Below are 13,235 nucleotides of genomic sequence, written 5' to 3'. Positions count from 1 at the left end.
GCGCGGCACACCTCCGCGGTGCTGCCGTCGAGGGCGACTGGTGCCGGAAACGTCACGAGGCGCCCCGGACTCATGCCGCGGCCGGCCATTGCTGCCGGAAACGTCACGAGTCGCCCGAGATGCGGGGGCGGTAGGCGACGGGCGTCGGCGACTTGCCCCGGAGCACGCGTCGGAGCGCGTGTCGGCGGGGGTCGCCGGTCTGACACGATGAGGCCATGAGCGAGTCCTTCGACGCCGTCGACGTCATCATCACCAAGCGCGGCAAGCAGGAGCTGTCGGACGCGCAGATCGACTGGGTGATCGACGCGTACACCCGCGGGGTCGTCGCCGACGAGCAGATGTCCAGCCTGGCCATGGCGATCCTGCTCAACGGCATGAACCGGCGCGAGATCTCCCGGTGGACGGCGGCCATGATCGCGTCCGGCGAGCGGATGGACTTCTCGTCGCTGTCGCGTCCCACCGCCGACAAGCACTCGACCGGCGGCGTCGGCGACAAGATCACCCTGCCGCTGGCCCCCCTCGTGGCGGCCTGCGGCGTCGCGGTGCCGCAGCTGTCGGGCCGGGGCCTCGGCCACACCGGCGGCACCCTCGACAAGCTCGAGTCGGTGCCCGGGTGGCGGGCAGCCCTCAGCAACGACGAGATGATGCGCCAGCTCGAGGACGTCGGTGCAGTGATCTGCGCCGCCGGGGCCGGCCTGGCTCCCGCCGACAAGAAGCTCTACGCGCTGCGCGACGTGACCGGCACGGTCGAGGCGATCCCGCTCATCGCCTCGTCGATCATGAGCAAGAAGATCGCCGAGGGCACGGGCGCGCTGGTCCTCGACGTCAAGGTCGGCAGCGGCGCCTTCATGAAGACGGTCGAGGACGCGCGCGAGCTCGCCCGGACCATGGTCGACCTGGGCACCGACGCAGGCGTGAACACCGTCGCGCTGCTCACGAACATGCAGGTGCCGCTCGGCCTCACGGCGGGCAACGCCCTCGAGGTCCGCGAGTCGGTCGAGGTCCTGGCCGGCGGTGGGCCCGAGGACGTCGGCGAGCTCACCCTGGCGCTGGCTCGCGAGATGCTGGCTGCGGCAGGGCGCGACGACGTGGACCCGGCCGACGCCCTCAAGGACGGCCGCGCGATGGACGCCTGGAAGGCGATGATCCGCGCGCAGGGCGGCGACCTGGATGCCGAGCTGCCCGTCGCGAAGGAGACGCACGAGGTGCTCGCGCCGGCCGACGGTGTGCTCACCGAGCTCGACGCCCTCAAGGTGGGTGTCGCGGCCTGGCGCCTCGGCGCCGGTCGGGCCCGCAAGGAGGACCCGGTGCAGGCCGGCGCAGGCGTGGAGATGCACGCCAAGCCCGGAGCGGTCGTCCGCGGTGGGGAGAAGCTGCTGACGCTGCACACCGACACCCCGGAGCGGTTCGAGCGGGCCCTGGAGGCGCTCGACGGCGCGTTCACGATCGCACCCGAGGGCTCGCGCCCCGACCTGCTGCCACTGGTCATCGAGCGGATCGCCTGACCTCCTCGGCGGCCTCACCCGCAAGCCCGGCGACGCGGGCGACCACGTCCGGGTGCCACATGACCCGGTGGTGACCGAGGTCGTCCGTGATGACCAGCCTCGCGCCGTGCCAGGCGGTGACGAGCTCGACTGCGCCCGCCAGGGGCGCCTCGCGGTCGCGGCGGTCGTGCACCACGAGCAGCCGGGGGAGGGAGCGCTGGCGTGAGGCGAGGTCGACGAGGTCCAGGGCCTGCATCGGCAGGCCCACGCGGCGCTCGGCGCGCTCGCGCATGACCCGCTCGGAGCGCGGGCCGACCCCCAGCGACGTCGCGACCAGGCGCTGGATCGGGTCGACCGAGACCGGTGGCGCGATCAGGGCCAGCGCCCCGACGTCGAGCCCGCCGTCGATCGCCAGCAGCGACGCCATCGACCCGGCGGAGTGCGCGACCACGACGGCGGGACGGCCGAAGTCGGCGGCGACCGCCGCCAGCGCCTCGCCCATCTCGACGAACGTGGTCGACCGGCTGCCGAAGCGGCCGGCGTCCGAGCCGCCGTGGCTGGGCGCGTCGAACGCGACGACGCACAGCCCGCGGTCGAGCAGCGGCTGGACGTGCGCGGACAGCTGCTGCCACCAGCCGCCCCAGCCGTGGACGAGGTATGCCGTGGGCAGCCCCCAGTCGCCGTAGACCCGTCCGCGGACGACGCCCTCGGACCACTCGGTCTCGAACGGCTCACCGCCCGGTGGGGTCCGGCGCTCGCGCTCGGCCGCGGAGGGCGGTGCGGGAAGGCGGAACCAGAGCCGCTCGGCGAGCCAGCCGCCGACCGCGGGCGTGCGCTCGAGCCGGTCGAACGCCAGGCGCAGCAGCGGGGGCGTGGCCGGCGGCGGGGTCCGCCGTGCGCGTTGCCTGGGCACGGCCGGCGCGGGCACGCGCGCGGGGATCGCAGCCGAGATACTGAAACGATCGATCGTGCTTTTTTCTGCCGACATGGCAGCTCCTCGGGACGGTGACCGGCAGGTCAGGCGCGGATGTGGTCGACCAGGCGGTCGAAGGCCGCCCGGGCACGCGCGGCGGCTGCGTCGTCGCGCAGCAGCCGCGCGGAGAAGTTGTAGCCGAGGACGATCGCCAGCATGTCCTGGGCGAACGCGCCGGCGTCGGTGTCCGTCGCGAACTGGCCCTCGGCGACACCGCCGCGCACGATGGTCTCGATGGTGTCGAGGAGGTCGCGCTCGGTGGTCACGACCTTGTCCCGGACGGGTGTGTCGGGTTCGTCGTCGAACTCGCTCGCGACGGAGACGAAGATGCAGCCGCCGGGCAGGGCGTAGTCGCTGTACCCGCCCCAGCCGAGCCAGCGCTCGAAGAGCATGCGCAGGCGGGGCTCGCCCCGCGGCTCGCGCAGCGCGGGCCGGATGACGAGGCGGGCGAAGTGGTCCGCAGCGAACTCGAGGACCGCGGTCTGCAGTCCCTCCTTGGAGCCGAAGTGCGAGAACAGCCCGCTCTTGGACATGCCCATCGCGTCGGCGAGGCCGCCGATGGTGATCCCCCGCAGGCCGACCCGGCTCGACTGCGCCAGCGCCTCGGCCAGCACCGCCTCCCGCGTCTCCTCGCCCTTGCTCACCCGCTCATAAAAGCACGACCGTTCGCATACGACAAGTCCCTGGAGGCCACGCACTAGGGTGGGCTCGTGCCAGAGCTGATCGCGTCCCCCACCACCATCCCCGTCCCCGGCGGTAAGGTCATCGACGAACACGTGGGTCGGGTGAACACCGGCTCCGAGGGCGTCTCGATCGCCCACATGAAGGCCCCGGCGGACTGGACCGAGCCGTTCCAGGCGCCGGCCTTCGACGAGTACACCCTGGTCCTGGCCGGAGCGGTCCTCGTCGACCACGACGGTGGCCGGCTGCGGGTCGAGGCAGGGCAGAGCGTCCTGACCCGGGCGGGGGAGCGGATCCGCTACTCCACCGGCCCGGAGGGCGCCGAGTACGTCGCTGTCTGCCTGCCGGCGTTCTCGCCGGAGACGGTCAACCGCGAGGAGGAGGGCGCGTGATCTTCGGTCGCAGGGACGGCAGGGACGGCACTGGCGACGAGTACGCCGAGGGCGCCGAGGGCGGGACCGCCGCGCTGACGACCGAGGAGCTCATCGCCCGCGCCCCCAAGGCGCTGCTGCACGACCACCTCGACGGAGGCCTGCGCCCGCAGACCATCCTCGAGATCGCCGACGAGGTCGGCTACACCGGCCTCCCGGCGGGGGACGCCGAGGCGCTGGGCGACTGGTTCCGCGAGAGCGCGGACTCCGGCTCGCTGGTGCGCTACCTCGAGACCTTCGACCACACCCTGGCGGTGATGCAGACCGCCGACGGCCTGCGCCGGGTCGCGCGCGAGTGCGTCGTCGACCTCGCCGCCGACGGGGTCGTGTATGCCGAGAGCCGCTACGCGCCCGAGCAGCACCTGACCCAGGGCCTCGAGCTCGAGGACGTCGTCGAGGCGGTCAACGCCGGCTTCCGCGAGGGCGAGGAAGAGGCGGCGAAGGCCGGCAACCCCATCCGTGTCACCGCCCTCCTCACCGCCATGCGGCACGCCGCCAAGAGCACCGAGATCGCCGAGCTGGCCGTGCGCTACCGGGACCGCGGGGTCGCCGGGTTCGACATCGCCGGGGCAGAGGCCGGGTTCCCACCCACGCGGCACCTCGACGCGTTCGAGTACCTGCGCCGCGAGAACGCCCACTTCACCATCCACGCCGGCGAGGCGTTCGGCCTGCCGAGCATCTGGGAGGCGATCCAGTGGTGTGGCGCCGACCGTCTCGGGCACGGTGTGCGCATCGTCGACGACCTCGTGGTCAAGGGCCGTCCCTTCGGCGACGACGTCGCGGCGGCGATCGCCGCGGACCCGGCCGACGTGCACCTCGGCCGGCTCGCGGCATACGTCAGGGACATGCGCATCCCGCTCGAGATGTGCCCGAGCAGCAACGTCCAGACGGGGGCAGCGGAATCCATTGCGCTGCACCCGATCTCGCTGCTCAAGCGACTGCGGTTCCGGGTCACGGTCAACACCGACAACCGGCTCATGAGCGGCACGTCGATGAGTCGGGAGATGGGGCTGCTCGTGCAGGAGGCCGGCTGGTCGCTGGAGGACCTGCGCTGGGTCACGATCAACGCGATGAAGTCGGCGTTCATCCCGTTCGACGAGCGGCTCGCCATCATCGACGAGGTCGTGAAGCCGGGTTACGCCGAGCTGCTGGCCTGAGTCGACGTGCCGCCGGGGCCCGTCCCGGCAGCGGGTGCGGGCGCCTGCGGCCGGGAGGGGAGGGAGCCCGCTGGGTCGGGCGGCAGGAGCCGCTCGCGCAGCCGGGCCTCGCGGGCCAGCCGGTCGGCGTCACGGGTGCGGCGCTCGGCGAGCATCGCCATGAGGACGTACTCGGCGTGGTGGCCGGGCGGCGGTGCCGGTGCGACGTAGGGGCGCGCCTCCTCCAGCAGGCGCGAGCCGAGCTGCTCGCGCACGGGCGGCGCGAAGGTGTGCGCCCGCGCGAGGAACTGGCGGACGGCGACGGCCAGCGGGTCGGGCAGCGGTGGGAGGTCTGCGGTGGCCGCCCAGCCGGCGAGCTGCTGCGGCATCTGGGTGGGACTCGGCAGCTTGATCCGCTGCCGGTCCCGCACGACGTAGGTGCCGGCCAGCAGGTCCCCGAGGCGCTTGCCCCGCGAGGACACGGCCGCGCACACCAGCGCGGGGACGCCGCTGCACCCGTACACCTCGACCACCCCGAGCATCGCCCGGGTGAGGGCCTGCCGGAAGCCGATGGGGCCCGCGTCGTCGCGCACGGTCCGCAGCCCGAGCGCCAGGTGTCCCAGGGTCTTTCCGCGGGTGAGGGTCTCGAACGTCGTGGGCAGGGCCACGAGCGCCGCGATGGTCGCGAGGGTCGTCATCGCCAGGGCCAGCGCCGTGTCCACGCCACCGAAGACGGCGTCGGCGCCGATCTGCAGCGCGATGAGGACGAGGATGCCGACGACGTAGTCGATGAGGCCCGAGACGATGCGCAGGCCGATGCCCGCGCTCGGCAGGTCCAGGGCGACGGCCTCACCCGTCACCAGGTCGTCCGCACCGACCCCCACGGTGCTGCTGCTCATGTCGGCCACTGTAACGGCGGCCGGCGGCTAGGGTGGCCGATGTGGACCTGGACGCCTTCGTGGCCGCCCACCGGGGGGAATGGGAACGGCTCGACGAGCTGACCAGGCAGCGACGGCTGACCGGGGCGGACGCCGACGAGATCCTCGACCGATACCAGCGCGTCGCGACGCACCTGTCGATGATCCGCTCGACCGCGCCCGACGCCTCGCTCGTCGGCTACCTGTCGATGCTGCTGGCCCGTGCCCGCTCGCGGTCGGCCGGCACGCGGACGCTGTCGTGGTCGGACGCCGGTCGGTTCGCCGCCGTGTCGTTCCCCGCCGCCCTGTACCGGATGCGCTGGTGGTGGCTCACCGTCCTGGTGGTCGACGTCGTCCTCGCGTTCGTCATCGGCTGGTGGCTGCTCGACCACCCCCGCGTGGAGAGCTCGTTCGCCACCCCGCAGGAGATCGACCAGCTCGTCAACAACGACTTCGCCAGCTACTACAGCGAGTACGCCGCGACGTCGTTCGCGCTGCACGTGTGGACCAACAACTTCTGGCTCGCCGCGCTGTGCATCGCCCTCGGCGTGTTCTGCCTGCCCGTGGTGTTCCTGCTCGTCACGAACGTGCTCAACGTCGCGGTCGTCGGCTCGATCATGGTGCGCCACGGCCGGGGGGACCTGTTCTTCGGCCTGATCCTGCCGCACGGGATGCTCGAGCTCACCTGTGTCTTCGTGGCGGCCGGGGTGGGGCTGCGGCTGTTCTGGGCATGGGTGTCGCCGGGTCCGCGGTCGCGGGTGCGGGCGCTGGCGGAGGAGGGCCGGGCCGCCCTGGGGGTGTCCCTCGGGCTCGTCGTGCTGCTGCTCGTGTCCGGGCTGATCGAGGCGTTCGTGACGCCGTCCGGCCTGCCCACCTGGGCGCGTATCGGCATCGGCCTGCTCGCAGAGGGCGCGTTCCTGACCTACGTCTTCACCCTCGGCCGGTGGGCGCACCACCGGGGCGAGACCGGCGACCTCGCCGAGTCCGAGCGCGGCTTCGACGTCCCTGTCGCCGGCTGACGCCGCGCCCTTCCGCTGAAGCCGGCTCGCGGACCGGTTCGTGCTCGGTGGACAGGGGGTGGTCGAGGACTCGGCTGCGGCTACCCGGTGGCCGCCGCCGTAGACTCCGGCGGTGAGCAATCCTGCGCCCTACCCCACGATGGAAGACGTCATCGGCGACACCCCGCTCGTGCGTCTGCAGCGTCTGCCGGGGCCGGAGAACGAACGCCGCGGCAACGTGCTGCTCGCCAAGCTCGAGGGGAACAACCCGGCCGGCTCGGTGAAGGACCGGCCCGCGATCAGCATGATCCGGGGTGCCGAGGCGCGAGGGGAGATCTCCCCGGGCGACACGCTCCTGGAAGCCACGTCCGGGAACACGGGCATCGGGTTGGCGATGGCGGCGGCGATCAGCGGGTACCCGCTGGTCATCGTGATGCCCGAGGACGCCTCCACCGAGCGGATCCAGACGATGAAGGCGTACGGAGCCCAGCTGGTCCTCACCTCGGCGGAGGGCGGGATGGAAGAGGCCCGCGACGTCGTGACCCGGATGGAGCGGGAGGGTCGCGGCCGGGTCCTTGACCAGTTCGGCAACCCGGACAACCCCCGGGCCCACGAGGAGGGGACCGGCCCGGAGCTGTGGCGCCAGACCGACGGTCGGATCACGCACTTCGTCTCGGCGATGGGCACGACCGGCACGATCACCGGGGTCTCGCGGTTCCTGAAGTCGCGCAACCCCGGCGTCCAGGTCGTCGGGGCGCAGCCCGCGGAGGGATCCAAGATCCCCGGCATCCGCGCCTGGCCACCGGAGTACGTGCCGAGGATCTTCGACCCGTCGGCCGTGGACCGGACCATGGAGGTCACGCAGGCCGACGCCGAGGAGACGGCCCGCCAGCTGGCCCGCCAGGAGGGCATCTTCGGCGGTGTCTCCGCGGCCGGCGCCTGCTGGGCTGCCCTCCAGGTGGCCCGGGAGGTCGAGGGAGCGACGATCGTCTTCGTGGTCTGCGACCGCGGGGACCGGTACCTCTCCAGCGGTGTGTTCCCCGCCTGAGCGCTGCGGCTGACGCCGCTGGAGAACGAGGAGCACGGCCTCGCCCAGACTGGTCCCTCCGTGGCCGGCACGGTCCCCTCAGAGCAGGCCGCGGGACTTCAGCAACAGGTAGTGGTCGGCCAGGGCGACGGGCAGCTGCTCGGGGTCGGCGTCGAGGACGTCCACCCCCAGCCGCCCGAGGGCGGCCCCGGTGCGCTCGCGCAGCGCGATCGTCCGCGCTGCAGCCGCGGCGTCGTAGGCCGTGCGGCCGTCGTCGTGCGCCTCCACCATCGCCGTGAGCGCCGGGTCCGACACCGACGCGAGCACCACGCGGTGGCGCTGGGCGAGGACGGACAGCGGCGCGAGCAGCGACTCCTCGACGGCGGACGGCTCGAGCGGCGTCAGCAGCACCACGAGCCCGCGCTGGCGGCTCACCCGCGAGACCTCCGAGACGAGCAGGGGCCAGTCCGCCTCGACGAGGGCCGGCTCGAGCGGGGCCATCGCGGTGACGAGGTCCGGGAGCAGCTCGGTACGGCTGGCCCCGACCACCTTGCGGTGCACCCGGCGGTCACCGGCGACGAGGTCCACCCGGTCGCCCGCCCGGGAGGCCAGGGCAGCGAGCAGCAGCGCGGCGTCCATGGCCGAGTCGAGGCGCGGGACGTCGCCGACCCTGCCCGCCGACGTCCGTGACGTGTCGAGCACGAGGATGATGTGGCGGTCCTTCTCGGGCTGCCAGGTGCGCACGACCGTGGTGCGGCGCCGGGCCGTGGCGCGCCAGTCGATGCTGCGGACGTCGTCGCCGTCGACGTAGTCGCGCAGCGAGTCGAACTCCGTGCCCTGGCCGCGGGTGCGCACGGCCGAGCGGCCGTCGAGCTGGCGCAGCCGGGCCAGCCGGGACGGCAGGTGCTTGCGGGAGTGGAACGGCGGCAGCGCGCGGACGTGGCCGGGGACGGCGAACGACGCCTGCCGGCCGACGAGGCCGAGCGGGCCGAGCCGGCGGACCGTCACGCGGTCCGCCAGCCGGTCGCCCCGCCGGGTGGGCAGCAGCGACGTGGTCACCTGCCTGCGCTCGCCGCCGGGCACCGCGAGGCGGTGGCGCGTCCCCGTGGCGCCGGCCGACGGCTGCCACGCGTCGCGCAGCGAGCCACGGAACCGCCGGTTGCCCGGGTTGTCGACGAGCAGGGTCGTCGACGTGCCCTCGCCGAGGCGCACGGGCGCGACCGGCACACGGTCGACCCGCAGCGCGCGCGGCGACCCGGTGAGCGCCAGGTCGAGCGCGGCCGCGACGAGGCACACCCCGACCCAGGCCCACACGGTGGTGGTGTCCGGGCGCACGAGGACGGGCACGGCTCCGAGGAGCACGAGCGCGAGGAGGCGGCCGGTGACGAACACGGTCAGCGGGGCACCGGCACCGAGCCGATGGCGGCGTCGAGCACGGCCGACACCGCGACACCCTCCAGCTCGGCCTCGGGGCGCAGCGAGAGACGGTGCGCGAGCGTCGCCTGCGCGAGCGACTTCACGTCGTCCGGCGTGACGAAGGTGCGGCCGTTGAGCCACGCCCAGGCGCGGCTCGTGGCCAGCAGTGCGGTGGCTCCGCGCGGGCTCACCCCGAGGGAGAGGGACGGTGAGGTCCGCGTCGCCCGGGCGATGTCCACGATGTATGCCGCGACCTCCGGGCTCACCTGGACGTGCCGGACCCGGGCGGCGCCGGCCTCGACGTCATCGGCGCTCGCGACCGCGCGCAGGCCGGCTGCCGCGAGGTCGCGGGGGTCGAAGCCGGCCGCGTGGCGGCTGATCACCGAGATCTCGTCCTCGCGGGGCGGCAGCGGCAGGACCGCCTTGAGCAGGAACCGGTCGAGCTGCGCCTCGGGCAACGGGTAGGTGCCCTCGTACTCGACGGGGTTCTGGGTGGCGGCCACGAGGAACGGCGTCGGCAGCCGGCGCGGGCTGCCGTCGACGGAGACCTGGCGCTCCTCCATCGCCTCGAGCAGGGAGGCCTGCGTCTTGGGCGGTGTCCGGTTGATCTCGTCCGCCAGCAGCAGGTTGGTGAAGACCGGTCCCTCGCGGAACGAGAACTCCGAGGTGGCGTTGTCATAGACCAGGGACCCGGTGACGTCGCCCGGCATGAGGTCGGGGGTGAACTGCACCCGCTTCGTCTGCACGTCCAGGGCCGCGGCGACGCTGCGCACGAGCAGGGTCTTGGCCACGCCGGGCACCCCCTCGAGCAGGATGTGCCCGCGGCACAGCAGCGCGATGAGGATGCCTGCGACGGCGGCGTCCTGGCCCACGACGGCCTTGCCGACCTCGGTGCGCACCGCCATGAGGGCGGCGCGGGCGTGCTCGTCCCGCTCGTCGCGGGCCCCCGAGGGCGTGTGCACTGCGCCTGCCGGGACGCTGCCTGCCGGGACGCTGCCTGCGGGGACGGCGCCGGCGGCTGCGGCACCGGCTGGTGCCGCAGCGGTCCCGGTGGGCGGGGCGGGGGTGGTCGGGTGGTCGGTCATGCGCGGCGCACATCCTTCTCGAGTTGCGACAGGTCGTGGGCGAGGTCGACCAGGGCCGACTCCGAGGTGGGGGGAGGCCCGGCCAGCGTGGCCGAGACGTGGGCCGCGTCCTGGCCGGTGGCCTCGGCCGCGGCCCGGGCCACGGCCGCCGCGGACGCGCCCGCGGGCAGGCCGAGCCGGGCGGCGAGGCGGCGGACGGTCCGGGCGCGCAGGGCCTCGCCGGCGCGACCGGCGTCACCCGCCTTGCGGTAGAGGCGGCCGCGGCTCTGGGTCGTCTCGATCGCCTTCACGACGGCGGGCAGCGGCTCGGTCACCAGCGGCCCGAAGCGACGACCGCGCCAGACCATCAGCACCAGCAGCGCCCACAGTGCCAGGAACACCAGCGGTCCGATCGCCTTCGGGACCGGAGAGGTGGCCGTGGTGTCACTGCTCGTGACGTCGAGGAACGACGGGACGTACCAGACCACCGAGTCGCCACGGGTGAGCAGCCGGACGGCCACACCCGCGGCGTCGAGGCGGGTGACCGAGTCGTTCCGCAGCAGGCGGGTGTCGCCGAGGACCACGACCTCGGGGTGGCCGCCGGACGGCGGCAGGGAGACCAGCCCGGAGCCGTCGCCGACGGTGAAGCACGGGGTGGCTCCGGGGGCCTCGGACGAGTACAGGTCGGCGCCCCCCGCCACCGTGTCGGTCGGGGAGAGGCCGTCGAGGTTGCACCCCGCCCGCACCGCGCGTGGACCGGTCGCCGGCGCGACGGGCACGACCGGCAGCGCGAGCTCGGTCAGCAGGAACCGGCTGGGGGCGACGAGCACGAGCCGCCGCGCGCCGCGGGCGTGGTCGAGCATCGAGCGTGCCGTCTCGGCGGACAGCGCGTCGGTGCGGGTCACGACCACCGTGGTGCGGCCGTCGACCTCGGCGCCGTCGAGCGCGCCCTCGCTCCGGACGACCCGCACCCGCGTGCCCTTGTCGTCCACGACGCGGGCCACGGCACGCGCCCCCTCGGGGCCGGTGTTCTGCGGGTCCAGCTCCTGGCCGCGGTGGGCCGACCGGGCCAGCCCCACCTGGACCGCGAGCGCGACCAGGGCGAGCGCCACCAGCACCGCCCCGGCCCAGAGCAGCCGCCCGCGCGCGCGTCGCCGGCCGCGAGCCGGTGCCCCGCCAGCACTCGGCGCGCCCGAGGAGGCGTCCAGCGTAGCCTCGCGCGCGGCCGCGCGCTCCCAGACCTGCAGCGTCACGGCAGCACCACCGCACCGGCGGGTTCGGGCTCGACGCGCACCGGACGGGTCGCGGACACCGACCGCTCCAGCCGCAGCAGCTCCTCCGCCTCCTGGCGGGACGCGGGCTGCTCGCCGTAGGCCACGGCGTCGAAGAGGTCGGCCGCAGAGCGCAGCCCGGTCGCGTGCTGAGGGAAGACCGGTCCGAGTCGCGCGGCGATCTCGCGGGCCGTGAGCGACGGCGCGTCCTGCAGGAGCGTCCGCTCGACGGCCCCGGCCGCGACGGCGCGCACGGCGTCGAGGACGCACGCGGCATACCCGCCCTCCTCCAGCGCGCGGGTGGCGCGGGCGCGGTACTCGGCCGCGGTGAGGGCCTCGGTGCCCAGCACCGGCAGGGGGCTGTCGTCGGCCCGTCGGGCGGTGCGGCGCACGTACCGCAGGGCAACGATCCCGAGCACCAGCAGCAGCACCGCGACGAGGCCGGCGACCACCGACGGCAGTGGCGTCGACGGCCCGTGGACCCCGCTGAGCAGGTCCGACAGCCACCGGCCGAACGCGTCGAGCGCGCGCTGGAGCGGGTCGCGGGTGTCGCGGTATGCCGGGTCGGACAGCTCCTGGCGCAGCCACGCGCGGGCCTCGTCGTTGCCGGGGTCGAGCCGCGCGGGCAGCGCGGCGAGGGCCGACAGCGTCACAGACCCACCGGGGCGCCGGAGACCGCGCGGGCCAGGGCGAGGTCGAAGCCCTCGGCCCGGATGCGCGCGTCGGTGTAGAGCAGGGCGGAGACCGCCGCCGAGAACGGCTGGGTGAGCAGGGCCGCCAGGCCGGCACCGAGCACGGAGGTGCCGACGGTGGCGAGCGCGAAGAGCGGTCCGTTGGGGTCGCCGTGCGTCGTCGACACCAAGCCGAACCCGAGTGCCATCCCGGCGAACTGGAAGCCGAAACCGAGCACCTGCTGGACGATCCCGACGAGCAGCCCGGTCACAACGAGGACGCCGAGGGTCCGCCAGAACCGCCCCTCGGTCAGCCGCCACGAGCGCTTGAGCGACGCCACGACGCCGAGGTCCTCGAGCACCAGCGCCGGCGTGGCCAGCACCACGCGGATCGTCAGGTAAGCGGTGAGCCCCACGGCCACGAGCACCGCAAGCAGCGCCACCACCCCGCCGGCGTCCGACCCGCGGCTGAACGCGAGGACGACCAGGGCGACGAGGCCGCCGAAGACGACGACGACGGGGACGAGCATCAGCAGGCAGAGCCCCGTCAGCCGGGGGATCATCCGTCGCGTGTGCCGCCACACCTCGCCGGTGGTCGGCTTGCGGCCCAGGACCGCCTCGCCGACGGGGTAGGACAGCATGCCGGTGAGGACGACGCCGGTGACGGCGGTGAGCACGTAGAGCAGGCTGAGGCCACCGACGGCACCCACTGCGAGCACGGCGTCGCTGGCGGAGCCGCCGAACGTCGTCGCGGCGAGGTAGCCGAGGGCGCCGAGGGTGCCGAGCAGGACGACGACGGCGAGGGTCACGAGCAGCGCGAGCCCGAAGAAGGTGCGCGGGTTGCGCCGCATCGCCGCGAAGCCGCCCTCGATCATGTCGCCGAGCCCCAGGGGCCGCAGCGGGATGATGCCCGGCTTGTGCGCGGTGAGGGCCGAGGACCAGTGGGCCGGCGGGAGCGCCGTGCCGGGCGCACCGCTGCCGGCGTATGCCGGGGGCTGCGGCGGGGCGTACTGCGCCTGCGGGGGGACGGGGGACCCAGGCGGGGCGGCGGCTCCGGGCGCGACCGGCGCCTCGGGAGGGGTGGGGGACCCGGGCGCGGACCAGCCGGGCGTCGCGGCACTCCCGTTGCCGCCCGCGGGTTGCGTCATCCGACCTGCCCCCTCCTG

Annotated in this window: 13 protein-coding genes; 5 read left to right on the top strand and 8 right to left on the bottom strand. The window is 74.4% G+C overall.

Annotation, left to right across the window (positions count from 1 at the left end):
- Positions 1-215 precede the first annotated feature (215 nt).
- Positions 216-1,505 carry a thymidine phosphorylase gene (locus tag ACFUC1_RS05905; RefSeq protein WP_379117597.1) on the top strand — a complete coding sequence of 430 codons (1,290 nt, stop codon included), beginning with the start codon at positions 216-218 and terminating at the stop codon, positions 1,503-1,505.
- On the opposite strand, the gene ACFUC1_RS05900 is transcribed toward ACFUC1_RS05905, so the two are convergent.
- Positions 1,486-2,412 carry an alpha/beta fold hydrolase gene (locus tag ACFUC1_RS05900; protein ID WP_379117595.1) on the bottom strand — a complete coding sequence of 309 codons (927 nt, stop codon included), beginning with the start codon at positions 2,410-2,412 and terminating at the stop codon, positions 1,486-1,488. The two genes, ACFUC1_RS05905 and ACFUC1_RS05900, sit on opposite strands and share 20 nt — an antisense overlap.
- Positions 2,413-2,501: 89 nt before the next feature.
- Entirely contained in the window at positions 2,502-3,101 is a 600-nt protein-coding gene (locus ACFUC1_RS05895; protein WP_379117593.1) for a TetR/AcrR family transcriptional regulator, read from the bottom strand.
- A 66-nt stretch (positions 3,102-3,167) separates the two neighbouring features.
- Here ACFUC1_RS05895 and ACFUC1_RS05890 point away from each other — a divergent pair, with 66 nt between their 5' ends.
- Both ACFUC1_RS05890 and ACFUC1_RS05885 read left to right on the top strand, forming a co-directional pair.
- Entirely contained in the window at positions 3,168-3,530 is a 363-nt protein-coding gene (locus ACFUC1_RS05890) for a cupin domain-containing protein (RefSeq protein ID WP_379117591.1), read from the top strand.
- 74 nt (positions 3,531-3,604) lie between these two features.
- On the top strand, positions 3,605-4,726 hold the full coding sequence (locus ACFUC1_RS05885) for an adenosine deaminase (protein WP_379117601.1): 1,122 nt from the start codon (positions 3,605-3,607) through the stop codon (positions 4,724-4,726).
- Here ACFUC1_RS05885 and ACFUC1_RS05880 read toward each other — a convergent pair.
- On the bottom strand, positions 4,705-5,604 hold the full coding sequence (locus ACFUC1_RS05880) for an RDD family protein (RefSeq protein ID WP_379117590.1): 900 nt from the start codon (positions 5,602-5,604) through the stop codon (positions 4,705-4,707). The genes ACFUC1_RS05885 and ACFUC1_RS05880 overlap by 22 nt on opposite strands.
- A gap of 41 nt (positions 5,605-5,645) precedes the next feature.
- Here ACFUC1_RS05880 and ACFUC1_RS05875 point away from each other — a divergent pair, with 41 nt between their 5' ends.
- Positions 5,646-6,641, top strand: a complete 996-nt coding sequence (locus tag ACFUC1_RS05875) for a stage II sporulation protein M (protein ID WP_379117588.1) — start codon at positions 5,646-5,648, stop codon at positions 6,639-6,641.
- A gap of 139 nt (positions 6,642-6,780) precedes the next feature.
- Positions 6,781-7,668 carry a cysteine synthase CysM gene (gene cysM, locus ACFUC1_RS05870; protein WP_379117599.1) on the top strand — a complete coding sequence of 296 codons (888 nt, stop codon included), beginning with the start codon at positions 6,781-6,783 and terminating at the stop codon, positions 7,666-7,668.
- A gap of 78 nt (positions 7,669-7,746) precedes the next feature.
- Here the strand turns inward: cysM and ACFUC1_RS05865 are convergent, their stop codons facing one another.
- The 5 genes from ACFUC1_RS05865 to ACFUC1_RS05845 are packed head-to-tail and all read right to left on the bottom strand — an operon-like array spanning position 7,747 to position 13,217.
- On the bottom strand, positions 7,747-9,039 hold the full coding sequence (locus ACFUC1_RS05865) for a DUF58 domain-containing protein (protein ID WP_379117586.1): 1,293 nt from the start codon (positions 9,037-9,039) through the stop codon (positions 7,747-7,749).
- A gap of 2 nt (positions 9,040-9,041) precedes the next feature.
- Positions 9,042-10,148: an AAA family ATPase gene (locus tag ACFUC1_RS05860; protein ID WP_379117584.1), complete on the bottom strand. Its 1,107-nt coding sequence runs from the start codon at positions 10,146-10,148 to the stop codon at positions 9,042-9,044.
- Complete coding sequence (locus ACFUC1_RS05855) at positions 10,145-11,380, bottom strand: DUF4350 domain-containing protein (protein ID WP_379117581.1); 1,236 nt, start codon at positions 11,378-11,380, stop codon at positions 10,145-10,147. Before ACFUC1_RS05855 ends, ACFUC1_RS05860 begins: the two co-directional genes overlap by 4 nt.
- Positions 11,377-12,051 carry a DUF4129 domain-containing protein gene (locus ACFUC1_RS05850; protein ID WP_379117578.1) on the bottom strand — a complete coding sequence of 225 codons (675 nt, stop codon included), beginning with the start codon at positions 12,049-12,051 and terminating at the stop codon, positions 11,377-11,379. The genes ACFUC1_RS05855 and ACFUC1_RS05850 overlap by 4 nt, the downstream gene beginning before the upstream one ends.
- Entirely contained in the window at positions 12,048-13,217 is a 1,170-nt protein-coding gene (locus ACFUC1_RS05845) for a glycerophosphoryl diester phosphodiesterase membrane domain-containing protein (RefSeq protein ID WP_379117576.1), read from the bottom strand. The genes ACFUC1_RS05850 and ACFUC1_RS05845 overlap by 4 nt, the downstream gene beginning before the upstream one ends.
- Between the last annotated feature and the right edge of the window lie 18 nt (positions 13,218-13,235).

This window comes from Pedococcus sp. NPDC057267 (assembly GCF_042668795.1).
In the GTDB taxonomy this organism is placed as follows: Bacteria; Actinomycetota; Actinomycetes; order Actinomycetales; family Dermatophilaceae; genus Pedococcus.
This window is presented reverse-complemented; position numbering and strand designations above follow the sequence as displayed.